Genomic DNA, 26,829 nt, shown 5'->3' with positions numbered 1-26,829 from the left:
GACGAATGAGTAATTTACTGCAGATGACGAATGAGTAATTTACTGCAGATGACAAATGAGTAATTTATTGCAGATAACTTCTGGTTATATAATGTTGATCTAAACTGGCACAAGTGCCAATATGCGGATGAATCATGTTTTAAACGTTTTTGAGGAATACTATGAACAACCCATTAAAAACAGTAAGAGAAACAAAACCACTCATACATCATATAACGAACTGGGTAACTATCTACGACTGCGCAAATATGACAAGAGCTTTTGGCGCGCTGCCTGTAATGGCACATGCCCCTGAGGAATGTGCTGAGATGACAGGGATTTCATCGGCTCTTGTACTTAATATAGGAACCCTGACCTCGGAAATCATTGATTCCATGCTTATCTCTGCTGCCGCTGCAAACAAAAAGAAAATTCCGGTCGTGCTTGATGCCGTAGGGGTCGGAGCTACGAAGTTCAGGGATGAAATGGCTGCAAAAATCCTTGACTCTGTCCGTATCGATATCATAAAAGGCAATTACTCGGAAATTGCAAAGCTGGCAGGCGAAAGCGCTGAAACTAAAGGGGTTGAGGCAACTTCAATTAATGCGGACCCTGCAAAGATTGCGAAGCAATTTGCAAAACTAAGATCCTCAGTTATCGTGATGACAGGAAAAGAAGATATTATAAGTGATGGAAAGAAGGTTTTTATTGTTAAGAACGGGCATGAGCTTATGGGGTCGATTGTCGGAACAGGATGTATGGCTGCATCTGTAATAGGTTTGTTTGCTTCAGTTAATCCGGATTATTGCGAAGCGTCCAGAGAAGCTCTATGTTACTTTGGAGTTGTAGGAGAACTTGCAGCCAGGAAATCAAACGGGCCAGGAAGTTTCAAGATTAACCTGTATGATGAAGTATTCAATTTATCGGATGAAAAAGTAAAAAGTATGATGAACTTTGAAGAACAGTAAATTCAGAAAGAAAAAGAAAAACAATAAGTTCTGAAGAATTTCAATTTTAAAGGGCTTCTATAAAGGGCTTCTATAAAGAGCTTCTATAAAGGGCTTCTATAAAGATCTTATATAAATGTTTTATAAAGATACATTTTTAAAAAATGTGAGTAAGGGATGGGTTAAGTATCATGAACCAGAAAGGCTTCAGCCGGAAAAGTTCCCTTCTGAAAGAAATCGATTTCTACCTCGTGACAGATTCCGGACTTTCAAAGAAAGGGACTTTATCCGATGTAAGGGAGGCAGTCGAGTCAGGCTGCAGGATTGTTCAGTACCGGGAAAAGGATAAAAGTACGAAAGAGATGGTCGAAGAAGCTTCAGAAATTAAAAGGATTTGCAGCACCAGGGCAATACTTCTGGTAAATGACAGGATTGATGTTGCTTTAGCGGTTGATGCGGACGGAGTCCATATAGGCCAGGACGATATGCCTGTTGAAATAGCAAGAAAGCTCCTTGGTGATAAGATAATCGGCCTTAGTGTAAATGACAGGGAGGAAGCAGTCCTTGCGGAAAAATTAGGGGCTGACTACATAGGTCTTGGTCCAATATTTGATACTGCCACGAAAAAAGATGCAGGGGACGGAATCGGCCCTCTCAAAATAAGAGAAGTTAAAGATGCAGTAAAGATTCCTGTAGTTGCTATTGGCGGGATAAATAAAGAAAACTGCGAAAGTATTATTCAAAACGGAGCTGACAGCCTGGTAGCAATTTCTGCAGTTGTATGTAGTGACGATGTAAAAAGAGAAACTGAGTACTTTATTGATATGATTCGAAGAACGAAAAAGCATAAGAAGGAGTGAAAAGGATTTATTCTCTATTTTTTTCCGCCTCATGCCTGCGTTTTCTGAAGAAGCTCCCATTTAAAGCCTTTTAGAAAATTAGTAATGCATGTCAAAAGTTACAGTATGTCTACAATATCAGGGTAGCATGCCAAAAATTACAGAGAATTTCGATAAACTTCTAATCTCAAGAAATTACTTATATACCATTTATAAGCAACCAGTCATAAACAGGGGTTTATCGAAATTCTCTACAGTATGTCTACAATATCAGAGCAGCATGTTACAATTACAGTCTGAACTTGGTAGACCTGATTAACTAATATAGTTTACCTAAAGAGTGCATCTCATTGAAATAAGATCATTTGGACAAGGGAGCATTTTAACTTGAGACCGGCTACAAGTCTATTTTTTACAAAATAATGAAGAGTTTCATCCGAGAAAAACTCAACCTGGCAACTTTTGTAAATAAAGATAAAATTAATAGAAATATTTGCATACAATTAAATAGTATTCTGAACTGAAAGTACTTATTTTCTAACATAATAACGACTATCAAACCGTTTTTAATTTAAAACAAGTTTTCAGAAGGAATTAACTTGCCATCAACAGACATAAAACCCGAGGAATTTGACTTTCTTGTGAAAAAAGCTATGGAACTGGAAGCAATTGACGCAAAGATAATTCCCACTTACAATGTCTTTGTAGAAAAAAGAGTGGTTTTAAAATGCAGGGGCTGTATAGGATACGGAAAAAAACTGACATGTCCACCGCATGTTCCCACTGTTGACGAGTTTCGGGAAATCCTCAAAGAATACAGTTATGCTATGCTTGTCAAGTTCAGGTCGCCTGCAGTTGCAGATGAAGAAATTGCAAAAGCTCCTTACAAAACCTGGCTTGACCCGGCAGAGCCTGTGGAAACAAGGGAAAAAGCCGCTAAGTTCTGGGAAGAATATTTTGACTATAGCAAGAAAATGGCGTTTGCAATGCTGGAGCTTGAGAAAACAGCTTTTAATGAAGGTTTTACTTTTGCTGTCGCATTTGTTAACGGTTCGTGCAGGCTATGTGAAAAATGTAATGTGGAAAAGGGAATCTGTATCCATTCAAATATGGCAAGAATTCCGGAACATGCTGTCGGGATCAATATGAAGAAAACGGCTGCGGAATCAGGTATGCCTCTGGAATTTCCTATAAAAGGGCAGCCTGAACCAATGTCCATCCTGTTTATTGACTGAAACTGTCAATTATAATCGAACTCTACTTCAGACCAATCAAAAACTTAATGTGTCAATGTGTCAGTTTCTAGTAAAATAAATACCTCTTTGTCCTGATAAGAAAAGTAAAAAATAATTATAAAAGGAGCGCCGATAACTATACCCTGAATAGTTACAAAATATGAATATAAAAATTATTATGAATACTGAGAAATGAGAACACAGAGTTTCAGCGCTCCTCATCTCTCAGGATAACAACATTCCCACGTCCCCGCTTGAACTTCTCGATCAGTTCTCTTCTTTCCAGGTCTGCAAGCATGAGGCTAACCTTTCCTTCGGAATATTTCAGCTTACTGCGTAAATCTTTCTGTGTGATCCTGCCTCCCTGGCCTCGAATTATATCCATGACCTCCTGGAGGTCTGCTGGAAGCGGGAGCTTCTTCCTGGAAAGAGGAGTTTCAGTTTCAGAACTCTCTGCAGGTTTATTCTCAGCTTCTTCAGAGGGGACTCCCTGTTTCTTTTTTTGCGGATCAGATTCAAGTAGTTTTATTTCATTTTCCTGAGAATCCGCTTTAATTCCTCCAAAGTCCTCCTGAACTTTCGGTTCCGGGATTCCAGGTGATAATTCTGTTACTATCGGCTTTACATGTTCATTAACAGGTTCTTTTACTGATTCTTTTACAGGCTCCTGCAGAGATTCCGTTATCGATTCTTTTACAGGCTCTTTCGCAGGATCTGCTATTGGTTCTATTAAAGGCGAAGTTTCAAAGGACTTTGTCCTAGATTCCTGTACCTGAGAATCCCATTTTAGCTCGGGTTCTAAGCTCTCATGAGGAACTCCTACTCTTTCATCATAGACTTCTACCGAAATTTCGGGCACCTTAACTGGTTTGAAAAAGTCTCCTGTAGTATGTCCTTTTTCATCTGCTCCCATACCTGAGATTTTATGTGCACTTTTAAAAGGCTGATATTCCTCTATTTTTTTATTCTTTCTGGAAACTCGGTAGCCTGCTGCAAGCAGGATAAGAAGTAAAATGACTGCTATTAACAGATAGTTTAAATTTATATTGCCAATGATGTTTTGATTGGCCAGATACATGCTGCTAGAATTACCTTTGCTTGCCGTCGGACTTGTGGATATGTCTGTTAGCGAATCTGTTGTGTTAGAGGCGCTTTTTGCAGTTCTGTTCTGGTTTTCGGAAAGGCCGTTTAGTTCGGAATCGCTCATGAGTTCTTCCGAATAAACCGGAAGGAGCAGGAGATCCAGTAAATATTTTCCTTGATCTTTAACTGTAATATTCTCATTTGCAGAATATTTAATACTGCTGTTCTCATAGTAATTAGCTGTAATATTATAATCTCCGGGCATCAGATTAAACGAATACACACCATATTTTGCTACCATGGACTGTGAGGGAGTAGAATTTACCTCGACCACTGCATTATCTAGAGGCTCGAAGGTATCCCATCTGTATGCCGTCCCATGAACTGTGGCCGTACTATCTGCTAAAGCAGGTCCTGCTAATAAAGCAAGTACGGCAGCGATACAAATAATATACAGCCTTAAATTCATCTTCGATAGACCCAGAGTTTTATATTGATTTTCTATTTTTCCAGGCATTTTTAATATTCTCCTGGAACGTTCACTGCTTCTCCAGAAAATCTTGCCTGCATTCTATTTTCGGATAAGCACTGTTAGCATGATGCATGGTATTACTTCATGCCCTTCCTTTGCCGATTACTATTATCGTTGTCATTCTTATCCGGCTCATACCCGGTATTATTGTCATTTCTGTCAGGCTTGTGCTTTTGGGAATTCATTCCTTCTTCAAAGAAAGGTTTAGCCCACTTATCTTCTTTCATTATCCTACCTGCCTCTTCAACACTGTAAGTACCGTCTCCCTGGAAAGCTACGTAACCCTCGCCATCCGCAGTGAGGGTAATATTTTCATTGTTTAACATTACTGTCTTGCGGGAACCTGAGATCTTCACATCAGCAGAATTTATATGGTAAAGGCGCACCGTATCATACATATCGGTATTCTCTTCAAATGTATAATCCCCGTTTATATCAATCTCGGAGTCCCTGGAAAGACCCATTATTACCATTTCTCCGTCTTTCAGGTGCATATTCAGGGTGAAACTGCCCATAAGAATAGCTTTTCCTTCTCCTGTCGAAGTAAGCCGGGATGTGTTGTTGAGTTCTTCGCTTCCCATTAAAGAATTAAGTTCCTCGAAAATATCTCTCAGGACATGATTAGCTTGCATCATACTCTTCTGAGACCGGATCAAATAGTCTACTTTCATATTTTCGGATGAACTGTTACATTGACTCGAATTCGCAATTGAGCTGTTATTCTCCTCATCTGAAGTTGTATTCGCAAGGGCTCTATATTGCTTTGCTTCATTTATAAGACGGTTATACTCTTCAAGCAGGGCTTCAAGTCTTCTAACATCTTCCCCTTCTGCTTTATAACGCTCAATCCCGGCTTTAAGCTTTAACGAAATCGTTTCTGCTTTTTCGATGTTTCTGTCAAGAAGAAATGTTGCATCTTTCAGAGTAATGGAATCAGGGCCTGAATTAAACCTGTCTGGAGGGAGCCCATTGGGGTGAGGGCCTGGTATTTCGGATTCCCCGTGGTTCAGAAGCCCGATATAAGGGAAAAAAATAGTCCTAGTTAGATCTTCTGGAGCTTTACAGTAAAAGCTCTGAGTCCCCTCATTAACGCAGCCTACGACCACGATAATGGCTGCGAGTATAAGGAGTAAGGACAGAAATTTGATTTTCATACTGGGCCACGTCCTATGGAATAGAACTCATTGCTGAACTGTATCTTTTAATCGAGTTCGTATATTAATAGTTGGTTATTTTAAAAATCTTTCTTAGAAACAATAGAATCGTTCTAAAACTCTGAAGCCTGTAGTTAACTTCAGGACAGTTTTGGGATTTCCTGCTTCTCCGAGTTTTCCGGGATATCTTGCCAGAAATTCATAAATAAATCGGAGTTTCCAGACTCTCTTTTGCAGGCAGAAAAACAATTACTTTTTTCGCTGCCTCATAAACTTTTATTTCCCTTCCTTTTTGACTCCACTTTACATGCCTTACTCTAATCATTCCGGCTTCCAGAAGAGAGTCCAGATTGTATTTGAGAGTATTCAGGCGCACTCCAAGCTCATCGGCAAGGTTTCCTGCCGACATCGACTTCTTATTAAGCAGTTTAAGAATTCTGACTGAAGTTTCACTTGAAAGAAGCCTGGCAATTTTTCTGGAATCTTCGGAAAGCTGCAAAATCAGCATTTTTTCCTCCGGGTTATCAGGCATTTTTATCCCTGCTACATTTTTCTCATATTTAAGTATTTTCAAAGTCCGTTTAATTAACTCGTAGAGAGTAGAGTCAGGAACTATCGAATTAATATTGCAGGTCTTTACACACATGGTTTCCTCGTAATCTTCCTCGATGTTTTGTAAATACTTGATCGTTTTTGATTACGCACAAAATTACAGTATATCTCTGGGTCTATGGGTGGGATGTTACTGATCGATATGTTCCTGACAGAGGTGCTATATCTGGATTTAAAAATAAAAGAATACTTACTATTTCAGGAGTATTAGTAGATTAAATTTACAATTCACACTTTAAACAGGAATATTTTGGGATTTAACCCTTTATAACTCTTAAATAGTTAGTTTTAAAGGCTGATTTTCCTTTAAAAGCTCAAATTGAGATTTTTTTCACATTGGGCTACTTTTCAAATTTATAATTGTTCTTGCTTCGACATAATAATTTGATACTTTTATAAAGTTATATAAAGAATTAAATAAGGACACTTAGGAAACTTAATTCAGAATCAATCCAAGTCGAACTCTCCAAGATGACAGATAAATAATATTTATTTTATTTAATAATATGATCTCTAGAGCGTCCAATAAGTGTTAATTATGAAATTTATGCTTTTTTATATAATTTAAGGTTTAAAAATACTTATTTTTCGAGGTGAGTTCTGTTAGTCATGTTACATCTGTAAGCAATTTTATATTCAATATAATATAATTTAAAATTGTCAATCGGCGGATGGGCAACCGTCAGATAGCCGGTATGACAATTGAATCAAAAAAGAATTACACAATTGAGCTGAGAAAAAGTAGAGTGAAACTATAAGACATCTAATGAGTCACTTGCAAAAACTCCAAGTCACTTGCAATAAACTTGCAATAAACTTGCAATAAACTTGCTTATGTAACTTGCTTATGTTTTTTTGTTTCGCTTATCAAGCGTGTAAGTCTTATTTAGGCCTAAAAAATCGCCAGTAGCTCTATAAGTGTAAATTGGAGTATTTAACTGGTGAAATATTGTCCTGCAACAGATATCTCACGGAAGTAAATCAAAAAATAAACAGTTCAAAATTACATCAAAAACAGTTTAAACTACATCAAAAACAGTCTAAACTACATCAAATCAGATACAACAACATTAAACAGATAAAAAATGTCTATTAATAAAGTCTATTAGAAGAAAATAAGGTAGTGAAAAGAGGTAGAAAAAATAAGGAGTGGGCATATGGGAAAGAAAATCGTTGATAAAATTAAGAAGACAGTATGCATTTTGATACTGGTCTTTTTTGTATCGTCAGTAACTGTTGCATCAGTAAGTGCAGCTTCGCAAAAAACTCAGAAGCAATGGGGCAGTGAAAAGAAGCAATGGGAAAATGAACAGAATAGTTGGGAAAAAGAGAAGAAAAGTTGGAATAACGAACAAAGAAACTGGGATAACGAAAAACAAAGATGGAACAATAACAAATACGGTGATGATTATAAGAAGTGGGAAAATAAATATAAAAAATGGCAAGATAACTATAAAAAATGGCAAAGCAGATACAATAAATGGCAAGGTAATCATAAGAAATGGTTAAACGAATATAATAATAGATTCCGTTGAAACAAACGGTAAAAAATTAATATGAGAATACTTAAGGTTGATTCGTGAAACCATGACTGACTCATAAAACCCTCTGTTGGATTTCAAAACGAAAAAATACTTAATCAGTTTTAAAGAACCTCTCTTGATTGGACTTACGCAGTTGGGAAGCAAAATAAGACATGAGCAGTCTATCATAAGTACTATTGATTAGACAACTTGGAATTTCATATAACTTTTTCTCGGCTCAACTGCGCAGGTCCTTATAAGAAATCCTGATTACGAATTATTCCTTTTGTTTAAAAACGAAGTATTTAAAGGTCGAAGTGTTTAAGGATCCTGATAAGCGTTAATCTCAACAAATTCAAAAACTTCTCTCAGGATATAAAGTTAAAAAAAGTTTATTCTTTAAATTAATCCTTATAATTTTTCCAATTTCTGAAATAAACTTATATTTAATCCGGTTGATTTCGAAACTCTGTCAACAGGTCAGACAGTGATGAGACAAAAGAGCAGGAAAACACGGTAATTAACAGAGGCAATCTATAACAGTAAAAGTATTAAAGTTAATTTCCCGTTTTGCGATGGTGTTGATTATATCGAATATTATCCCTTCGGGGGTTTTTGCTTCAGAAAACGAAAACCTGACAAACTTGACGGACCTGAGTTATGATCCGGGATCTTGTCCTTCTTTTATCCTGCAAGGAATATAGACGAAGAAAACTTTACTGACATTCAGGCAGACATGCTTGACTCAACCAGTAAGAGAATTACTGAACCTCAAACTCTCTATAGTGAGGTCGGTAAGGTTTCGAATGCATCTGATCTCCAGAAGGTTTTGTCTGGAAACAGGCAGGCAAATAAGAGCATGGAAAATAATGGAAGGCATATTGAACCTGATGAAATGCAAACGGAGATTGACGGAAAATATGGGTTTTGTCTTATCCTGTTTGAAAATATAACTGAGGAAAATTTTACTGACGTTAAGGCTGTTATCATGGATTCTCTCCAGAACATGACTGAGATGACCGAAACTGCTCAAGAACGTACCTCTGTAAAGCCAAACCTCCTGATTAAAGTTCAGCACCTTTTGTCTCTGAATTAGTTTGTTTGACCGCAACCGTTGCGCCGGTTGATCACGCCGATAGGGCTAGGGGATAAGGTTCTCAAATCCAAATACTTTTTGGGTTTTCGCTCAAGCCTTTTTTGAAAAGGCTTGCGGGCAAGCATTTTTCAAAAGGAGTGTGATCACAACGACTATTTTTCCCTGGAAAAGTGGCTAGCTTTAGTATTTCAACTTCAACTTCATTCCGCAGAAAGGACAGAAGTTGGGGGCAGTGGGGAGATTCAGGTTTCTGGAGCAGTATGGGCAGGTCATCCCGATTCCTTTCTCTTTCTTGTAACTTGCGCTTTGGTGGGCTCTTGACTCCTTGGTTTCTTCAACAGAAATTGAAAGTTCAAGTTCTTTTAGAGAACTCATACTACAGATCTCATCTGAGAGATTTGAAGTTTCAGTCGGAACTTCAGAATCATCACCCTTCAAACAATTACTAAGAATAAGCTCCTTTCCAGGGGTTTCGGTTTTATCATTAGTAGTTGCAGGTGAGGAATTGAATTTATTAATTTTTTCAAGAGCTTTCAATGCAGCCCTTCGCACGCAGGCATCTGGACTTCCAGTAGCTCTAATAAGCCCTGAAACTGCCTCCTGGGTACCAATTTTCTCAAGTGAACAGATCGCGATTTTTTGCATCGGACTGTCAGGGTTCTCAATAATTTCCACGAATTTCGGAACAGCTTGCTGCGCTTTGAGATCTCCAAGCGCGGAAGCTGCAGCTTCTCTCACTGCTGCCTTAGTGTCATCCAGAGCTTTTAAAAGACCTGAGATGGCCTCAGGGGTGCCTGCTTTTCCAAGACCCAGAACTGCTGATTCTCTGACCGAACTATCAGGGTCGTTAAGAGCTTTAATCAGCCCTTCTATGGCTTCAGGCGTTCCGCTTTTTCCAAGAGCACAGGTAATCGCCTTCCTTACAGAGTTTTCATATATATCAAAAGCTTTAACCAGTCCTCGAGCTGCTTCAGGAGAACCTATATCTCCCAGGGCATCTGCAGCACGGCTTCTCAGATACCAGTCGGGGTCATCCAGAGCTCTCAAAAGCCCTGAAACTGCTTCAGGCGTTCCTATCTTCCAGAGGACTTCAATTGAAACTTTTCTTACATCCCTGCTCGAAGCTCCGAGCGCCTTTACAATCACAGGCACTGAAGTTGAAACACTTACAATTTTGCAAAGCGTTTCGGATGCAGTTTCTTGTACAGATTGTCTAGGGTCCCTGAGGATTTCCATCAGCTCATCAAGCACATCCGATTTCCCTCTTTTTCCCAATGTTTCGGCGGCTTGCTGCCTTATTTTGTGATCCGAGTTTTCAATTGCCTTTACAAGACAGTTAGCGGCTTCATAAGTGTCAATTTTCCCAAGGGCTATTATTGAAATCCTTCTAAGCGAATCATCTGGATATGCCAGAGCTTTTTCAAGGCCACTGATAGCATCTTTTGAACCTATCCTCATTAAGGATTTTACTGCTTCTTTCTGGACAAACCTATCCCTGTCCCCGAAACATTTCACAATGCCTGAGATAGCTTCAGATGTACCTATTTTTTCAAGGGAAGTAATTGCAGTCTTTTTCACAGGACTATCAGGATCATTAAGTGCTTTTATAAGGCCGGGAACAGCTCCGGGTATATTGAACTTTCCCAGGGCTTCTGCGGCGGCAACTCTCACCTTTGGGTTTGAGTCATTAAGTGCTTCAATCAGCGCAGGTAAAGCATAAGAATCTCCTAGCTTTCCAAGTTCTTCAGCAGCAATTGCCCGGTTTCCTGCAAAGACTGAGCGTTCTAACTTTTTAATAAGATTCTTTATATTGTCATCCATTTTCCTTCTATCCCCCAGTAGTATAAGCTTATCAGGACCAGTCATGAAATAAAATATTTTAGAGTATGCAGCCCAATAGGCTCAAAATTAATAGGATGTCATCGAGTCTTTTAATTTTTAAAATTGATGTTTTTAATTCCTGGTTTCCTAGCCCGGTATGTATGATTTTACGTAACTGACCCCATCTGTTTAAACGAGCCTGAAAAGTTGCAGATGTCCCTTATTTACACCATTGAACTAAGCTCTTGATATTCAACATTTTAAAATATGTTATATTTTAAGATATATGAACTTTTAGATTGTTGTTCCAAATAATATGTAAGTTCGGTTACCTTGCGGTTTGGCAGGTTACTCTAAGGTTAAGGGTATATTTAAAAGCTATATTTTGAAAGAAAAATGCGGATTTGATTGTGGAACCAGTACATTCTCCTGTTGAGTTTATGCGGCAGGTAGGTTATAAGAGCAAACCCAAAAACAGTAGCTGCTGGTATAATAGGCTTATGAGCGACAAAAGGGAGAAGCATTGCTGTCAATCCACCGGCCAGAAAGTGAATTACTTTTCTTGAAAAGTACATCGAAGAACTAATCGATCTGTCCTTTTGTAGATAAATTTGATATACTTTTTTTGAAAGAAACAGAATCACAAACAGATTCCATATTGTAATTACCATAAATACGGGCAGGTCTGCCAGTATGGATTCCCAGGAAATATGAAGTACAGACTCCATAAATATGTTCCATCTACCATAAATATAAGACTTTTTTGAATGAGCCTATCCCAAAACACTATCTAATCTACTATTACCGCCAATATTATAACTCCTATTCTGGCATTATATTGGTTTTGGGATAGGCTCAATATATTGTCATTTTTGTTGAACAAAATCTTAAAAGAATCTATGATTGCAAAGCCTTGTTACGGAAGCTTTTTTAAAATAAAATCTCCCTATATTTATTTTTTTAACTTTTTTCAAATAAAAATAGAAATGTCTATATATTTCATAATCTTCCTACTGTCAATGGAGGACCTTTATGAGATTTAACAAGCAGATTGTTACAATACTTATTCTATCTCTTTCATTGGCCCTTTTAGGGAGCGGATGTATCTCCGAGGGTGAAGGAGCAAAGGACAATGTCACACAGGAAATAACCGAAAGCGAGTTTTCGAATATCAGGGAAAATCCGGTAACACCATGGAATCCTGTACCTACAGCCCCTGTTATTGATTCCACCGCCTATATTGATCCCCAGGCTTCGGTCATAGGAAATGTAAGAATAGGTGCTAGTGTTATGGTTTCCCCCATGGCATCTGTTAGGAGCGACGAAGGAATGCCTATTTTCGTAGGAAACAGGAGTAATATCCAGGACTGTGTTGTACTTCACGCCCTTGAGACACTTGATGAGGAAGGCAAGCCTGTAGAAAAGAACCTTGTTGAAGTTGATGGTAAAAAATATGCAGTCTATGTAGGAGAAAATGTTTCACTTGCCCACCAGTCTCAGGTTCATGGCCCGGCTTCTGTAGGTGACGATACTTTCATTGGTATGCAGGCTTTCGTTTTTAAGTCAAAGATAGGAAACAACTGCGTACTTGAGCCCACATCGGCAGCAATTGGCGTAACTGTTCCTGATGGAAGGTATATTCCAGCAGGCATGGTTGTTACTTCCCAGGACGAAGCGGATAAATTGCCGGAAATTACTGATGATTATGCATACAAACATACTAATGAAGCTGTAGTATATGTAAACGTCCACCTGGCCGAAGGATATAATAAAGCCTCATAATTAAGATTGAACTTGCACATTAGAGAATTGATTCAAAAAAGAAATTCGATTGGTTAAAACCAGAAACTTATTTGACTTCAAATTTTGTCCTGGAACTAAGTATTTATCTTTTCCGGGCAAAAATTTTATTTTATTTTAAAATTTCGTCCATTGTTAATAAAAATAAGGGTTTTTATCCGCATATATATACCCCGTTTTCAATAAATAAATATAATTATTAGTTGATTATTTTAATTTTTAATAAACCAATATTCCAAATTAATTTAATAAATAATTATTTATATCCCTAATGCTAATTTTTTTAAGTTAACGGTGATAAATTATGAGAATCGCGTACAGATACTTTTCTTTATTCTTAGCGTTCGTACTTCTTACGTTACCTGCAGGAGCAGAACCGGGCGTAGTATCTGACTACGGCAATTTTACGGAAGTATTGGAATGGAATGGAACCCAGAATGCCTCACAGAACTACTATTATTCCGATTCAAACCGGACTTATGTCTCCGGAGAAGTCGAAGGTTATGAAGAAGAAACTTATGCTGATAACGCTGTAGAAAACATTACTTTTCTCACTGATACTCCCGAATCAGAATTGTTTCCTGTATGGACTGCGGATGGAAATTACATCCTGTATACGGTTCACAGGGATGGATCCGATGGTTTCGAATCGTATAAAATGAAAGCAAACGGAAGCGAAATCGAGCGAACAGGCATTGGTGAAGGAAACCTTACAGGTTTTAGTGATATAAATCTTAATGGAACAGAACTGATTTTAACAAAATCAAACGGTTCCCAAACAGATCTTTATCTTGTGAGCCTGGAAAACGGAAGCATAACACCTGTTACGGATAGTCCTGACAAATCCGAAGGTTGGGGCGTGTGGTGCCGCCTCGGGAAAAAAATCGTATACACCCAGAAGTCCGGAGACGAACCTTCTCAGCTCTGGATAGTTAATTGGGATGGAAGCGATAAGATCAGGCTCGGTACCTCAGAAAACGTAGGAATTGGAAAAGATTGGTGTCCTCTTGGCCTGAAGATAATATACAGTGCTAATAATTCAAAAAATAAACCAGACCTCTGGACAATAGAATGGTATGGTACAAACCAGACTCAACTTACCGATACCCCATATGGGGAATGGAACCCCTCATATAGCCCGGATGGGAAAAGAATAGTGTACGTATCCGATGAAAGAGGAAGGCCTGAAATCTGGCTTCGGGATACCAAAGGAAACAATAAGACCAGGCTTACAAACGATATCGGAATAATTGATTCGAGTCCGAAATGGAGTCCTGATGGGTCAAAAATAGTTTTTGTAGCGCATAATCCACAGAACGTTTCGAACAATTCTACAGTAAATAGTTCGGATATTGCTTTACTCAATATTTCTAACTTAATAATTGACAATAACTCTGAAATTACAGGTAACACCACATTAGAAGATAACTCTTCAATAGTAAATAATTCAGAGACAATAGGTGGTTCGGTAGTAAATAACTCTGTAATAAACAACTCGATAGTAAATAACTTAATGACAAATAATTCGGTAGTAAATAGCTCTGTTACAGTTAATAATTCTATGATAAACGGTCCATATTCTACTCCATATTCTACTTTTGAGACTGGCTCGACTAATTCCACAAACAGCGGCTCAGACATTGCTCTATACAGCTTGAACCAGTACCTTTGACGTCCTATCTTTCAACAATTACTGGCTAACGAAGTTGATTTTTGTTCGTGAAGCCTTGAAGGAGAATCTGTCAATGCTTCCAGCTATCAACGTTGTATAATGAAAATGAAGGAATAAAATTCGTTGTGCAGGTAACATTAAAAAATCGAAATAACCGATTACGTAACTTTCGAATTTTCATTTTTATTTATTTTTTCTTTTTCTTCAGTTTTCATCCGTTTTTACTCTCTTTTGTTCGGTTATTCGTTTTTAGTCAATTGATTTGGAACAGGCTCTCTGAGTTGAACTTCCACAGATTATTTATCTTAAGACATACATGTATTATTAATTTAATATGTTAACGGTGAGAACTTATGAGCTGTAATTTAAAATGTGTGTGCTTAATATTAATTGTTGGAATTTTCTCTATGCCTGTAGAAGCAGCTGAAGGGTATGGAGTAAATATTTCTGAAAACACTACTGTAAAAACTATAAAGTTTCTTACCAACAGTCCTGAACTGGAACTATTTCCTGTGTGGACTGCAGATGGTAACTATATTTTGTATACGGTTAAAGATAATGAATCTGGAGCTCTCAGTTCGTACAGGATGAAGGCAGATGGGAGCGAAGTCGTGAGAACAGGAATAGGGGAGGGCAATCTTACAAGTTTTAACGATCTGAACCCTAACGGGACAGAACTGATCGTAACAAAATCGGAAGGCTCTCAGTCCGATTTATACAGAATAGATATGAACAGTGGAATCGCAACCCCTATAACAAATGACCCTCAAAAGTTCGAAGGCTGGGGTGCCTGGTGCCGTCTTGGACTAAAAATAATCCATACTGAGGAATTACCAGGCTCTCCTTCTCAGCTCTGGATAGTTGATAGGGATGGAAGTAATAAGACCAGGCTAGGAACCTCAGAAAATATTGGGACAGGAAAAGACTGGTATCCACTTGGACTGAGGGTAATATATAGCGCCAACAACTCAAAAGAGAAACCAGATCTATGGACAATAGAGTGGTATGGCACCAACCAGACCCAGCTTACTGATACACCTTATGGCGAGTGGGATCCTGCCTTCAGTCCTGACGGAAAACAGATTGTATATGTCTCGGATGAAGGAGGAAGCCCCGAACTCTGGCTAAGAGACATACAGGGAAATTACAGGGTCAAGCTTACGGAAAATCTTGGAATACTTGATGCTTACCCGAAATGGAGTCCTGATGGATCAAAAATAGTGTTTACAGGACACAGTTCGGGTAATAGCTCAGATATTGCCTTAATAGAATTCGTGTCTTCAGCTGATATTGTTCCGTCTCCAAAAATCACAAATGTTGAAATCGAACCCCTTAGTACAATTTCTGAAAAAGAGGTTGCAAATATTTCAGTAACCTTAAAAAATGAAGGCAAAAATGCAAGTGAAGGCTATATTTCAGTTTCCTTCCCAAATGGTGAGAGAATTGAAAAAGTGCAAGGCACAGGCGGCAACGTTAAAACATATGCAGTAGGTGATCTGATACAGGGGAAAACCGGAGAAATCTCGGTACAATACCCATCGGTTGAATTGCTACAATACCAGTGGAATACGCAACAGGAAGAAACTCTTAATATTACGGTGAAGCCTAATAGCGGAGCAGAGAAAATTATATTTCTTATACGGGCCTCCCTCAAAAACGACCTTACAGGAACTTATGAAAGGGATCCTCTAATTTCCGAAGATATTGACCAGGAGGGATTCAATGTTTACAATTACTCTATTAACGTATCGAAATCTTCCCTGAAAGTTATTATTGAACCTCAAGCTGTTGAAACCGAAGCAAAATGGAAGATTACTGCCGGACCTGATACGGAATGGCATCATAGCAATTATACAATAAACAATCTTACTGCTGGAAACTACATAATCCAGTTTTCTGAAATCTCAAGCTGGAAGAAACCCGATGACATGGCTGTTACAGTAAACGGGGATTCGGTTAATAAAGGGATTTATACAGAGAACCCATCAAGCGTTTCTTCTTCAGGCGGACATAGTGGAGGAGGGATAATCACAAGTCTTGAACCTTCCAGAAACATCGATGCCAAAGAAACGGCGTCAAGATACATCAGTAGTGGTTCGCATGTTAAGTTTGATTTTCCTATGAGTGCAACCTGTATAATGAACCTTGAATTCGATCCGAAGAAAACTTTTAAAAGAACAGCTGCAACCATCGAAACGCTTAAAGAGAAATCTGCCCAGGTTCCCCAACTTCCTCTAGGTAAAGTATACAAAAACGTGAATATTCAGGTCGGAAATGCAGGAACTCCCCTGTCAGAAAATATTGAGAATGTAAGTATAGGATTCAAAGTAGAAAAACCCTGGATTAGCGAAAACATTGACGAAAAATCCGAAATATGCATGTGGCGATATAACCATACCTCCTGGAACAAACTTGAAGTTAAGAAAATAAGTGAAGATGACCAATACTCCTATTTTGAGGCCAAAACTCCGGGCTTTTCATCGTTTGTGATAACCGCTTACACCAGAGAAGAAAATACGTCTGAAGAGATGAAGATTGAGCAAAAAGACCCTGAGGATACGAATAGCCTTAAGGAAACCTATAGGAATAGCTCAATATACGAAAACAAGGATAATGAGCCTTTGAGCGTTGAAGCAGATAATGGAAAAGGCGAAAATGGAAAAAAACAGGAATCTGGTGGCAAAATTAAGAGTGTTATAGTAATCTTCTTACCACTTCTAGCGCTACTAATTTATTTGGGGGCAAAAAAGCGAGCTTAATACTTCTTCGCCTGATCTTTAGCCAGATTATCTTTAGATCTTTAGATAGGTTATCTTTGGTCGGAGTTATGCTTTGGCACTCGAATATAGCCTCGTCCGAGTCCCGTCTCGGGAGGACGGACGTATCCTTTTTATTTCGTTCAAGTTGTCTATTTTTACTTATCAAGTGGTCTACTTTTTACTTAGCTTAAGTAGTTTATTAGCTATTTTTTCCGTTTAGATATCCTAAACCCGTTTTGGAGGATGGGCGGAATCTTTTTGATCCGCTCAGCCAAGCTATTACTCTTTGCTTTCCGTTTTAATTAGTCATCAAGTCCTTTTCTTCCGAAAATATAATTTGCAACCCTTATAGCGTCTCTTTCTCCGGTCTCTTTTTCCGGGGAATCGCTCAGTTTTACAACAGGAATGCCGTCAATGCTGTGCAGCTTTATGACCATATTAAGAGGAGGACTTTCCCTGAAGAAATCGGAGTTATTGGTAAGACTTGTACCTATTCCGAAACTACAGTTGATTTTACCTTCACAGTACTTTTTAAGCTGGATTGCAGTGTCTGCATTAAGAGCATCACTGAAAACAATTAACTTTTTCATGGGATCTATACCCATTTTTTGGTAATGCTCTATCACAGCGTCCACAAAATCGTACGGATCTCCGCTGTCGTGCCTGAACCCATCATAAATTTTTGATAACTTCAGATCCATATCCTTAAAAAAGGCTTTTGAGCCGAAAGTATCCGTAAGGGCAATTCCCAGATCCCCGTTATAAACCTCCACCCAGTTTTCAAAAGCGAAACGGTTTGCATACCTTAACCCTACAAGCGCTGAGGTACCCATAATCCATTCATGCCCTACGGTTCCGATGGGTTTCAAGCCGTATTTTTTTGCAAAATACACATTACTTGTTCCTGTCAGGGTTTTTATCCCGGTCAGAGCTTTCATCACATGGTCATGAAGTTCGGAACTTCTTCGCCTGCGGGTTCCAAATTCCGAAAAAAAGCAGTCGTTTTCCTCAAGGGCTTTTCCAATCTCAAGAATCTTATTTTCATAAGCATCCAGTACTGATCTGGAAGCACAGCCTTTCTGGGAATTTTCGTTCCACTTTTTTTCAATAGTTGCGAAATAGAGTTCAGAAACCGCAGCCATAAGTACAATCTCCCAGAGGATTGTGCTGTGCCAGGGTCCTTTTATCCGAATATCCAGATTTTTTTCTTCGGTAAGGCAGACTTTTACCTCACCTGGTTTGAAACGGAAGTTCCTGAGGTATTCAAGGTACATGGGTTTCATGTAAGGGCAGTTCTCTGAAAGCCAGTTGTATTCTTCTTCTGTTAATGCTAACTTCGAGATCTCGTCGCTTATTATCTTCTCCAATTGCTCTACAAATTCTGTCGAAAAGCGCTGGGTACCCCGATTAGTAAACCTGTACTCGGCCTCAGCTTTAGGAAAAAGTTCAAGCACTGCAAGTTGCATTGTGAATTTGTAAAGGTCGTTGTCAAGTATGGATTTTATCACTGAAGGTCTTCCTGTATCGTTTTAAATGCTTCTAAAGCAAATACCTTTTTATTCAATCACACCTTTTGCTCCAGATATATAGTCGTTTTATTTTTAAAATTTCTGACACCTGGGTGTAAATCTCAGGGATATAATCAAGTTTGCTTTATTAATTATATCAAAAAATAAAGTCATTAACTTTTAAAACTTGTATGTTTTAGCCTAAAAGTTTAGATTTTTACATACTTATTTGAGAGGACAGTTATTTGAGAGGACAGTTATTTGAGAAGACACAAAATCAACTTATGAAACGCTAAAAAGTTATTTTAACCCAACCTAACTCTTCTCCGTAAGCTCGAATATAAATAAATTAGAAAACTTATTTAATACCTGACGAAATAATGCCTAAATATCTTCAATTTTTTCAAAAAATATTTAACTTATTTTGTTTTGTCTTAAAACTGTTTTCATGATAAGGACATTGATTGATTATTCGGAGTCTGAGATTCAGAGAGGTAATTGATTAATTATTTGGAGTCCGGGACTTAGAGAAGTACTTTCGAGTTTTGAGATCATCTCTACATATAAATAATAGACAAAATAAGGAAAATAGTAGTCTTTACAACATAAATGATAACTTTTCATATTATTGTGTTTTACAGAAATTTCCGTACTCCATCCTTGTTTTAGTATACTTTGCTTTTGAGTCCCTACAGCATAATCTATCAATACGATCCCATACAACAACCCATAAAAATTTAGCATAAGAGAAAGGATAATTCACCCAAAAAACTAACTTTTTGAAAGGTGATAGATTTCCATAGTCCTCTACCCACATAGACTCGCTTAAAAATCCTCTCCAGACAACAGATTTTTGCATGTGTTTCCATCGCCTGAAAATATGACTTATTATGAATAAGAAGGTACAAGTAATTGCAAATAGTCTTTTAGTCATATTTTTACCCTCAATGACTCAATAAATTTAATAGTAATTGGTTAAGAGAAATGCATTAAAAGCAACAAATTTCTTCCAGATCGTATATTGACTGAATACAAATGAATATCTTTTAAAGTTACACTTTTTTTCGTCCCATTTTCTTTCGTACGTATCGTAAAACCCCATAAGAACAACCCAACAGAAGCATAATTTTAAAGGGTTTCTCACCTGCTTTAAGGAGTTCTTCGATTTTTTCGTGATCGAATTTTGGCTTCTGACCTCTCTTTTTTGGAGGAGATTGGTGACTCATTAAGATCTCACCTCTTTATACAATTTACTGTACTTTCAAATATGAGGGCTAGTTATTTTATAGGTTCAAATGTAATTGAGAAGTTCTTTAGTTTCCATAGACTTGACAGAACCTCAAGAAAGTTGAAAAAATCACTTAGCAGCCTCATATTATTTTCCCCACAATATAAGCATATCGTAACAAAATATAAAAGCCTTTCATATCAATTATTAATTTAAACTATTAATAACTTGTATCTTTCAGGTAAATAGAGGCAGTGTAGCTAATTTGCTGTAAATTTGAAGTCAAGTTTTTGAGTACTATGGAGAAAATATACCTTATGATAGGGAATCTTCTACTCAATAGCTTCTTGGAATTTGCGATTTTACAGAAAAACTGGCACACTGCCTAAATAGAAGTAAAATCAGGTAAATAGAAGTAAAAATAATTTTTCAAATTTAATAGCTATCTTTTATTTAGAATTAAACGGTTAATTTAACAAACTAAACAAAATTTAGAATAGCCAAATTTACTATTTTTTAGTTACATTCGAGAATCTATGTCGCAGATAAAACTATTATATTAATAATAAATAATTTATATTAATGATACTAAACAATTTATGAAGTATGTCCAATAACCTTGCTGCACTACATCAAACATGGAATTACTTTTAGATTCCATAACGAATGATTCCATAATCTTCAATGCCTTTTTGAGAATGTCTCTGTTTGTAAGAATATATTTCAAAAACTAAAGGAGTTAATAACTACAAATATTCTAAAAGTGGTTAGATATGCGGGTATTTACAACAATTTTACTGAAAATTTTAGGTTTTTTTGTTTTATTGCAAATTGCAGTAAGAATTATAAAAAGATTTTATGCATTTTCACCGCCAGCGTCTATGGGATTTCTTTTAGATAGCGATTTTAGAAAAAGACTGCAGCCTCCGGATAAATTGATAAAGCGAAGCGGAATAAAAGAAGGAATGCATATTCTGGAGGTTGGATGCGGAAGTGGAGCGTTTACAATCTGCGCTGCAAGGACTAGTGGAATTAAAGGAGAAGTATACGCTCTTGATATTCAACCAAGAATGTTAATGCAATTAAAGAAGAAACTATCCAGACCTGAGAACAGAGATATAAAAAATATCAAGCTTGTAGAAGGGGACGCGCATAAACTACCCTTTAATGATAACTCATTCGATGTAGTATATACAGTAACAGTTCTTCAGGAACTCCCGGATCAAAATAGAGCTCTAAAAGAGATGAAAAGGGTTCTGAAGCCTGGTGGAGTTCTTGCAGTATCAGAATTTTTACCTGATCCGGATTACCCTTTAAAATCTACTACTATTAGGTTAGGAGAAGAAGCCGGTTTTTTCCTGGATAAAGTTGAAGGAAATCTCTGGAATTATACTGTAAGATTTAAGGCACAGAAATCCATGTGAAAAATGCCACCTATAGTGTAAAAGATATATTGATAAATTGAAAAAATGCTACCTATAGTGTAAAGACATAATAAGTAAACTTAACTGGCCAACAATATATTCTCCCGAAAATTCTATCCCATATCCAGATCTAAGTATTCCATATCCACATTCAAGTATTAATAAACCGATAAGTGCTTTTAGAAACCCTTAAATTTAGACATCGAAGTATCTATAACATATAGAGAAATCGTATAATTATTTTTAATAATCCTGACCGAATTTACAGAACCTGGGTCATTTTTAAACGATTTATAAAAAATAGTAATATATGCAATATAATAAAAAAATATAATGCTTATTCTTCTCCAATTTCTTTTCTAAATTCTATGTAATCTCTCTCGACTTCTTCTAGTTCGTGTTCCACAGTTAACCCCCTCTTTCTCGGATTTTGGTACAGATTTCTTTCATGTAGATTTCTTATCCGTAAATCATGATTGAATCGAGTCTTACAGTACCTACTTTTGTCCAGTATTTGCAAATGGTACAGTACTGTGTCTCGCCATCTGAGTGCAGTTTCAGTCTAGAATGGCATTCAGGACATGTTTTTAGATGCTTCATGAACAAATCCCTCGAATTTTGAAGAAGGATTAGCAACCCATGCAAAATCCTTTATTGAGAAATGGTATCCATTCCCCAACTCTAGCATAGAGTAATCGCATAAACTATATTAAATAAATGATATGAAAAATTATATTAAAACAAAAAATTGTTTGACATAAAAAGTTTCAAATTCATTACAGCTCTTTTCTAAATAGGACTTAAATACTTAAGCTGAAAAACAGTAACACTAGGTCATTATATGTATAAGTATAACTTAGAATTTCACGTTTAAATATATTGAAATCTTCCGAAATTATCCCTAGATTGACATAAAGATGATTATAAGATACAAGATTAGGTCTGTTTATCAAACTGACAATCAAACTTTTAAATAAAACCTATTCCAAAAGAGATATTTTCCCTTTTTAATCCACTAGAAAGCTGACAATGAATATATATGGTTTTACTTCAATTAGTAAACTCACTTGATCATTTACATAACAAAAGACAATTTTAAATGTCGGAATTCTCTGATTACTTTTGTTTAATGCTAATTTTTGGATTTCTGAACATGTACAATTCTCGAATATTTTCTTAAATTAGGTTAATCAAAACTTTTTCAAAACAACAATAATAGCCCTGACAAACAAATAATTACCGGAAAAGCAATACTTATTCCGGAGATTCATTTTGATAGAGGTTTGGGGAGATGGAAAGAGAAGTGAAGTTCGCAACAAAATGTGTACATGCAGCAGAAAAGCCTGACCCGGTTTTCGGAGCGCATACGACTCCGATATTCCAGACTTCAACATTCATTTTTGAGAATGTTAGGCAGGGAGCAGCAAGGTTTGCAGGAGAGGAATCAGGGTACATTTACGCCAGGATTCCTCCAAACACTCCCACACATGCGGTCCTGGCTGAAAAATTTGCTGTGCTTGAAGGCGGAGAAGCAGGGCAAACCTTTGCCTCAGGAATGGCAGCGATAACTGCAATTGCGCTTACTGCCCTGAAGCAGGGAGATCACCTGATCTCAACGGATGTAATATACGGATGCACCTATAGCCTCTTTTCACAGGTTTTGCCAGGACTTGGAATAGAGGTCAGTTTTGTCGATACCTCTAAAACCGAAAATGTAAAACGAGCCTTTAAGCCCGAGACAAAAATGGTCTTTCTTGAGAGTCCTGCCAATCCTACGCTTACTGTATGCGATATTTCCGCAATAGCAAGGATATCGAAGGAAAATGGGTCACTATGCGTAGTGGACAACACTTTTGCAACTCCTTACTTCCAGAGGCCTCTTGAGCTTGGTGCAGACCTTTCCCTGAGTAGCTGTACAAAATATATAGGTGGGCACGCAGATCTGCTTGGTGGAATCGTTGCAGGAAATAAAGACTTTATGGACCGAATGTCCGTAGTTATCGGATACACAGGAGGCATTATGGGCCCGCATGAAGCCTGGCTCTGCATAAGAGGACTTAAAACCCTGCATATCCGGATGGAAAGGCACGCTGAAAACGCAATGAAGGTTGCGGAATTTCTTGAATCCCGGCCCGAAGTCGAATGGGTCAGGTATCCAGGACTTCCAACTTATCCTCAGTACGAACTTGCACGCAGGCAGATGAGCGGATTTAGCGGTATGCTCTGTTTTGGAATAAAAGGCGGAGTTGAAGCCGGAAAAAGACTTATGGACAATGTAAAGCTTTGCTCTCTTGCCGTGAGCCTTGGAGCTACGGATACTCTTATTCAGCATCCTGCATCGATGACTCATGCATGTGTCCCTCATGCAGTAAGAAACAGTATAGGCATAACTGACGGGCTTGTCAGGCTTTCGGTAGGGATTGAAGATCCTGAAGACATAATTGCAGATCTTAAACAGGCCCTTGAAGCAATTTAAGCCTGCCAGACAAGCCACCTTTACCTATTTTATTTTTGAAATCAGACAAGGTATATGTGCTGTAGGAATAATCATTCATTTGCAAAATCAAGTATTCGAAATTGTACTCATAAATCAATTTTGAAATGTATGGAAAAGTGAATCCGGAAAAATTAAGTATGGAAATTAAATCTTGAAAACTAAGTATGGAAATTAAATCCTGAAAATTAAGTCTGGAAATTGAATCCAGAAAACTAAGTCTAGAAATTGAATCCAGAAAATTAACTCTGGATAAATTCAAAAAGCACGGCTAAAGCCGTAAAGCTAAAACCCGGGGGATTTCAAATGAAAGCACTTGTATTCGGAGCCGACGGTTTTGAAGATCTTGAACTTTTCTATCCTTACCACCGCCTGAAAGAAGAGGGAATTACAACACATGTAGCCTCAATAAAGAAGGGACCAATAAAAGGAAAGCATGGGTATGAGATCAATGCAGATCTTGCATTTAAAGACATAAATCCTGCAGACTATGATATCCTCGTAATATCCGGAGGAAAAGGCCCCGAAAAGATGAGACTTGACGAGAGTGCACTTGAGATTGCAAAACACTTTTTTAAAGAGAATAAACCGGTTGCTGCAATCTGCCATGGCCCACAGGTTCTTGTCTCTGCAGGCGTCATAAAAGGCCGGAAAGCAACCTGCTGGATAGGGATAAGGGATGATATTATAGCCGCAGGAGCGCTTTATGAGGATAAAGAAGTTGTGATCGATGGAAATTTTGTATCATCAAGAAGCCCAGATGACCTTCACGCCTTTGGAAGAGAAATGATTAAGCTACTGAAATAAACAGGAAGCATTATTTGTTTTTCTCTTTCTTTGATTGTTTATTTCTTTAATGTTTCTTTAATTGTTTACTTCTTAAATATTTCTTTAATATTTCTTTAATTGTTTACTTATTTAATATTTATTTAATGTTTCTTTAATTGTTTATTTCTTTAATTGTTTATTTCTTTAATATTTCATAATTTCAATTACCAGCCTTTTTTAAACTTCTTTGGAAGCTTTTGCTCCTTACTATTAGCTTTTCTTTCACGCGTTGATCTCTTAGCTTTTTTTGTTTCAGACGTTTCAGGTTTCTGGTTGTTTGAGTCTTGATTTTTTTCAATTTCAAATGCTTCAAAAGAAGACGGCTTATTATCTTCGCCATCCTTTTTTACAAAATTTCTCAGATTATCTAGCATTTTCTTAAAAGGATTTTTTCTTTTTTCAGGATTATTGTGTGGACTATTAGGGTTATTATCAACCATAAATTATCGACCATAAAACTGTATACTTATTTATTATCTTATTATTCGTAAGCAATGTTAATGAATTAGTAGGTGAACGCTAAAAACAATGAAATACGAATTATTAAAGAGATTTTAGCGAAACACTGTACCGTATATTAATCTATTTATATACTTAACTACATATGTAGTAGCGTGAAACAGTATAAAACTATTCGACTCTCAAAAAGTGTATTTTCAGACCTGAAAGCTTTGCAAAAAGACGGAGAATCAATTCCAGATACAGTCCGAAGATTGCATAATGACTATTCGGATTGTATTGAAGAAATTCAGTACAGGTATTCAAGAGATATATTGAATGATGGGTCATTTACTCAGTATATTTCTATCACTGCAAGTGATAACAGTAGATACGGTTCACGATATACCGAATATTTCATGAAGATAGGAGAAGAGATGAACGACATTGTTCGGCTCCCAAAAGACGTTCTCGATGAGATCAGTTGGATGCCGCAACATCCAGATGAGATATTCAATACTACTATGTTCACTTTGATATCTATTGAAAAAGCTTTGATAGAATGGAACAGAAAAGACAAAAAATAAACCGGGATACCTTTTTAAAATTCCTATAACCAGCATATAATAATCAGTATGTTACTGGCTTGCATCTTAATAATTTTTTACTTTATTTTCGAACCCTTCAATATGGTATCTAGAAAATGAAAAATTACTTGTTCTTGCTTTAGCAGTTCCTTGCTTTAATAGTTCCTTACTTTAACAGTTCTTTGCCTTAACAGTTCCTTACTTTAACAGTTCTTTGCCTTAACAGTTCCTTACTTTAACAGTTCTTTGCTTTAATAGTTCCTTACTTTAACAGTTCTTTGCCTTAACAGTTCCTTGCTTTAACAGTTTCTTGCTTTAACAGTTTCTTGCTTTAAAGACTCCTCCTGAGTACACCGGATCCATCTGGCTAGAGTGATAACCTGGCTTTTTCACGTGATTACTGGCCTGATTACTATATAACGGTTGAGCAGGTGTCACAATAATCAGAATAACCATTAGATTAGGAAAAACGCTTTTTATTATTTTCAAAATGTCAATACATCATTTATCACGCAAATGTATATATTTTGAAAATGTTTATAAGTTATTACCTACTTATAAAGTAATATAAAAAATTTTTTTAAGTTGATAAACTATCTATAAACTCAAAATATTAAGAGGTTATTATGAAAGACTTTGAAGTAAAAGTGTTGGATGAGAATGATTATATTTTTATTAAAGCGTTAAATAATCTTGGGATGTCAAAAAATGCCGCTACAACCGTGGCTTATCTTATGAATGTAGACGAAGCTTCATCCCGGGAAATTGAAATAAGTACTGGATTAAGACAACCCGAAGTCAGTCTTGCAATGAGGCTAATGTGCAATCAATCCTGGGTTAGTATACATTCGGAAAAAAAACCCGGAAAAGGGCGACCGATGAAGATCTATTCTCTTGCGGTTCCGGTCGACGAGATCATTAGTTATTACGAAGACAGGGTTTATAAAGAATCTCAGGCAACTATCTCAGCAATCAAAAAACTAAAAGCGATGAGCAAACAAGTGTCTCCTATTCCATCAAAATGAAGGATTTCAAACAGAGTTCGCTCCATAATGGTTGATAATCAATTTTGGAATCCACTATTATGGAGTGGAAAAAACACTTAATATTGACAGCTTGATGTGTGTAACTTCATTTAGCTTTTCTATTTCTTATCTTTAACGTCTATCTTTCATCTTTGACATTTACTAGTTATCTTTAATGTTCATTTCTTGTCTGTAACATTTATGCTTTATCTTTCAGTTTATCGCTTCTCTTAATGCTTATTTCT

22 protein-coding genes are annotated in these 26,829 nt (G+C 37.0%); 13 read left to right on the top strand and 9 right to left on the bottom strand.

What is annotated here, in order from left to right:
* Window positions 1-161: 161 nt before the first annotated feature.
* The 3 genes from thiM to MSBR3_RS03000 all read left to right on the top strand — a co-directional run bounded on the left by thiM (window position 162) and on the right by MSBR3_RS03000 (window position 3,000).
* The gene (thiM, locus tag MSBR3_RS03010; protein WP_048106346.1) at window positions 162-947 is read left to right on the top strand and encodes a hydroxyethylthiazole kinase; all 786 of its coding nucleotides are present in this window, start codon (window positions 162-164) and stop codon (window positions 945-947) included.
* Between the two features lie 170 nt (window positions 948-1,117).
* Complete coding sequence (gene thiE / locus MSBR3_RS03005; protein ID WP_048106344.1) at window positions 1,118-1,786, top strand: thiamine phosphate synthase; 669 nt, start codon at window positions 1,118-1,120, stop codon at window positions 1,784-1,786.
* A gap of 578 nt (window positions 1,787-2,364) precedes the next feature.
* Window positions 2,365-3,000 carry a DUF2284 domain-containing protein gene (locus tag MSBR3_RS03000; protein ID WP_080942180.1) on the top strand — a complete coding sequence of 212 codons (636 nt, stop codon included), beginning with the start codon at window positions 2,365-2,367 and terminating at the stop codon, window positions 2,998-3,000.
* A gap of 208 nt (window positions 3,001-3,208) precedes the next feature.
* On the opposite strand, the gene MSBR3_RS02995 is transcribed toward MSBR3_RS03000, so the two are convergent.
* From MSBR3_RS02995 to MSBR3_RS02985, 3 genes are all read right to left on the bottom strand, one after another.
* Entirely contained in the window at window positions 3,209-4,600 is a 1,392-nt protein-coding gene (locus MSBR3_RS02995) for a helix-turn-helix transcriptional regulator (RefSeq protein WP_052723250.1), read from the bottom strand.
* 92 nt (window positions 4,601-4,692) lie between these two features.
* A complete protein-coding gene (locus MSBR3_RS02990; protein ID WP_052723249.1) occupies window positions 4,693-5,769 on the bottom strand; it encodes a hypothetical protein in 1,077 nt (358 codons plus the stop codon).
* A gap of 199 nt (window positions 5,770-5,968) precedes the next feature.
* Window positions 5,969-6,415, bottom strand: a complete 447-nt coding sequence (locus MSBR3_RS02985; protein WP_230627725.1) for an ArsR/SmtB family transcription factor — start codon at window positions 6,413-6,415, stop codon at window positions 5,969-5,971.
* Between the two features lie 1,123 nt (window positions 6,416-7,538).
* Here MSBR3_RS02985 and MSBR3_RS02980 point away from each other — a divergent pair.
* Together MSBR3_RS02980 and MSBR3_RS02975 are read left to right on the top strand one after the other, a co-directional pair.
* Window positions 7,539-7,916, top strand: a complete 378-nt coding sequence (locus MSBR3_RS02980) for a hypothetical protein (RefSeq protein ID WP_048106342.1) — start codon at window positions 7,539-7,541, stop codon at window positions 7,914-7,916.
* A 661-nt stretch (window positions 7,917-8,577) separates the two neighbouring features.
* Window positions 8,578-9,000 carry a hypothetical protein gene (locus tag MSBR3_RS02975; RefSeq protein WP_052723248.1) on the top strand — a complete coding sequence of 141 codons (423 nt, stop codon included), beginning with the start codon at window positions 8,578-8,580 and terminating at the stop codon, window positions 8,998-9,000.
* Between the two features lie 180 nt (window positions 9,001-9,180).
* On the opposite strand, the gene MSBR3_RS02970 is transcribed toward MSBR3_RS02975, so the two are convergent.
* Both MSBR3_RS02970 and MSBR3_RS02965 read right to left on the bottom strand, forming a co-directional pair.
* Window positions 9,181-10,821: a HEAT repeat domain-containing protein gene (locus MSBR3_RS02970; protein WP_048106341.1), complete on the bottom strand. Its 1,641-nt coding sequence runs from the start codon at window positions 10,819-10,821 to the stop codon at window positions 9,181-9,183.
* A 371-nt stretch (window positions 10,822-11,192) separates the two neighbouring features.
* A complete protein-coding gene (locus tag MSBR3_RS02965) occupies window positions 11,193-11,549 on the bottom strand; it encodes a hypothetical protein (RefSeq protein ID WP_052723247.1) in 357 nt (118 codons plus the stop codon).
* 304 nt (window positions 11,550-11,853) lie between these two features.
* On the opposite strand from MSBR3_RS02965, the gene MSBR3_RS02960 reads away from it, so the two are divergent.
* From MSBR3_RS02960 to MSBR3_RS19245, 3 genes are all read left to right on the top strand, one after another.
* Window positions 11,854-12,603 carry a carbonic anhydrase gene (locus MSBR3_RS02960; RefSeq protein WP_048106340.1) on the top strand — a complete coding sequence of 250 codons (750 nt, stop codon included), beginning with the start codon at window positions 11,854-11,856 and terminating at the stop codon, window positions 12,601-12,603.
* A gap of 322 nt (window positions 12,604-12,925) precedes the next feature.
* Window positions 12,926-14,293, top strand: coding sequence for a TolB family protein (locus MSBR3_RS02955; RefSeq protein ID WP_052723246.1), 1,368 nt, complete (start codon window positions 12,926-12,928; stop codon window positions 14,291-14,293).
* 353 nt (window positions 14,294-14,646) lie between these two features.
* Window positions 14,647-17,052: a PGF-pre-PGF domain-containing protein gene (locus tag MSBR3_RS19245; RefSeq protein WP_080942179.1), complete on the top strand. Its 2,406-nt coding sequence runs from the start codon at window positions 14,647-14,649 to the stop codon at window positions 17,050-17,052.
* A 302-nt stretch (window positions 17,053-17,354) separates the two neighbouring features.
* Here MSBR3_RS19245 and pncB read toward each other — a convergent pair whose 3' ends face one another.
* Window positions 17,355-18,560, bottom strand: coding sequence for a nicotinate phosphoribosyltransferase (gene pncB, locus MSBR3_RS02940; RefSeq protein WP_048106339.1), 1,206 nt, complete (start codon window positions 18,558-18,560; stop codon window positions 17,355-17,357).
* A gap of 1,052 nt (window positions 18,561-19,612) precedes the next feature.
* Window positions 19,613-19,786, bottom strand: coding sequence for a hypothetical protein (locus tag MSBR3_RS19910; protein ID WP_155396683.1), 174 nt, complete (start codon window positions 19,784-19,786; stop codon window positions 19,613-19,615).
* Window positions 19,787-20,561: 775 nt separating this feature from the next.
* On the opposite strand from MSBR3_RS19910, the gene MSBR3_RS02930 reads away from it, so the two are divergent.
* Complete coding sequence (locus MSBR3_RS02930; protein WP_230627723.1) at window positions 20,562-21,212, top strand: class I SAM-dependent methyltransferase; 651 nt, start codon at window positions 20,562-20,564, stop codon at window positions 21,210-21,212.
* A 459-nt stretch (window positions 21,213-21,671) separates the two neighbouring features.
* Here MSBR3_RS02930 and MSBR3_RS20585 read toward each other — a convergent pair whose 3' ends face one another.
* Entirely contained in the window at window positions 21,672-21,812 is a 141-nt protein-coding gene (locus tag MSBR3_RS20585) for a hypothetical protein (protein WP_196296995.1), read from the bottom strand.
* Between the two features lie 691 nt (window positions 21,813-22,503).
* Here MSBR3_RS20585 and MSBR3_RS02925 point away from each other — a divergent pair.
* Complete coding sequence (locus MSBR3_RS02925) at window positions 22,504-23,688, top strand: trans-sulfuration enzyme family protein (RefSeq protein WP_048106337.1); 1,185 nt, start codon at window positions 22,504-22,506, stop codon at window positions 23,686-23,688.
* Between the two features lie 324 nt (window positions 23,689-24,012).
* Window positions 24,013-24,513: a type 1 glutamine amidotransferase domain-containing protein gene (locus MSBR3_RS02920; protein WP_048106335.1), complete on the top strand. Its 501-nt coding sequence runs from the start codon at window positions 24,013-24,015 to the stop codon at window positions 24,511-24,513.
* A gap of 185 nt (window positions 24,514-24,698) precedes the next feature.
* Here MSBR3_RS02920 and MSBR3_RS02915 read toward each other — a convergent pair whose 3' ends face one another.
* Window positions 24,699-24,974, bottom strand: coding sequence for a hypothetical protein (locus MSBR3_RS02915; RefSeq protein ID WP_048106334.1), 276 nt, complete (start codon window positions 24,972-24,974; stop codon window positions 24,699-24,701).
* 174 nt (window positions 24,975-25,148) lie between these two features.
* Between MSBR3_RS02915 and MSBR3_RS02910 the strand changes: the two genes are divergently transcribed.
* Window positions 25,149-25,559 (top strand): hypothetical protein, encoded by a 411-nt coding sequence (locus tag MSBR3_RS02910; RefSeq protein ID WP_048106333.1) that lies wholly within the window; start codon window positions 25,149-25,151, stop codon window positions 25,557-25,559.
* Between the two features lie 626 nt (window positions 25,560-26,185).
* Window positions 26,186-26,584: a transcriptional regulator protein gene (locus MSBR3_RS02905; protein ID WP_048106332.1), complete on the top strand. Its 399-nt coding sequence runs from the start codon at window positions 26,186-26,188 to the stop codon at window positions 26,582-26,584.
* Window positions 26,585-26,829: the final 245 nt, after the last annotated feature.

It is taken from the genome of Methanosarcina barkeri 3, from assembly GCF_000970305.1.
Classification (GTDB): Archaea; Halobacteriota; Methanosarcinia; order Methanosarcinales; family Methanosarcinaceae; genus Methanosarcina; species Methanosarcina barkeri_A.
The sequence above is the reverse complement of the archived record's forward strand: the minus strand, read 5'-3'. Positions and strand labels throughout refer to the sequence as shown.

Excerpts from the sequence above, each read along its gene's own strand:
- thiM (WP_048106346.1), top strand. The coding sequence starts at position 162 with ATGAACAACCCATTAAAAACAGTAAGAGAAACAAAACCACTCATACAT.
- MSBR3_RS19910 (WP_155396683.1), bottom strand. The coding sequence starts at position 19,786 with ATGAGTCACCAATCTCCTCCAAAAAAGAGAGGTCAGAAGCCAAAATTC.
- MSBR3_RS20585 (WP_196296995.1), bottom strand. The coding sequence starts at position 21,812 with ATGAAGCATCTAAAAACATGTCCTGAATGCCATTCTAGACTGAAACTG.
- MSBR3_RS02920 (WP_048106335.1), top strand. The coding sequence starts at position 24,013 with ATGAAAGCACTTGTATTCGGAGCCGACGGTTTTGAAGATCTTGAACTT.
- MSBR3_RS02970 (WP_048106341.1), bottom strand. The coding sequence starts at position 10,821 with ATGGATGACAATATAAAGAATCTTATTAAAAAGTTAGAACGCTCAGTC.
- MSBR3_RS02990 (WP_052723249.1), bottom strand. The coding sequence starts at position 5,769 with ATGAAAATCAAATTTCTGTCCTTACTCCTTATACTCGCAGCCATTATC.
- MSBR3_RS19245 (WP_080942179.1), top strand. The coding sequence starts at position 14,647 with ATGAGCTGTAATTTAAAATGTGTGTGCTTAATATTAATTGTTGGAATT.
- MSBR3_RS02955 (WP_052723246.1), top strand. The coding sequence starts at position 12,926 with ATGAGAATCGCGTACAGATACTTTTCTTTATTCTTAGCGTTCGTACTT.
- MSBR3_RS02930 (WP_230627723.1), top strand. The coding sequence starts at position 20,562 with ATGCGGGTATTTACAACAATTTTACTGAAAATTTTAGGTTTTTTTGTT.
- MSBR3_RS02980 (WP_048106342.1), top strand. The coding sequence starts at position 7,539 with ATGGGAAAGAAAATCGTTGATAAAATTAAGAAGACAGTATGCATTTTG.
- MSBR3_RS02995 (WP_052723250.1), bottom strand. The coding sequence starts at position 4,600 with ATGCCTGGAAAAATAGAAAATCAATATAAAACTCTGGGTCTATCGAAG.
- thiE (WP_048106344.1), top strand. The coding sequence starts at position 1,118 with ATGAACCAGAAAGGCTTCAGCCGGAAAAGTTCCCTTCTGAAAGAAATC.
- MSBR3_RS02915 (WP_048106334.1), bottom strand. The coding sequence starts at position 24,974 with ATGGTTGATAATAACCCTAATAGTCCACACAATAATCCTGAAAAAAGA.
- MSBR3_RS02960 (WP_048106340.1), top strand. The coding sequence starts at position 11,854 with ATGAGATTTAACAAGCAGATTGTTACAATACTTATTCTATCTCTTTCA.
- MSBR3_RS02925 (WP_048106337.1), top strand. The coding sequence starts at position 22,504 with ATGGAAAGAGAAGTGAAGTTCGCAACAAAATGTGTACATGCAGCAGAA.
- MSBR3_RS02985 (WP_230627725.1), bottom strand. The coding sequence starts at position 6,415 with ATGTGTGTAAAGACCTGCAATATTAATTCGATAGTTCCTGACTCTACT.
- MSBR3_RS02905 (WP_048106332.1), top strand. The coding sequence starts at position 26,186 with ATGAAAGACTTTGAAGTAAAAGTGTTGGATGAGAATGATTATATTTTT.
- MSBR3_RS02965 (WP_052723247.1), bottom strand. The coding sequence starts at position 11,549 with ATGGAGTCTGTACTTCATATTTCCTGGGAATCCATACTGGCAGACCTG.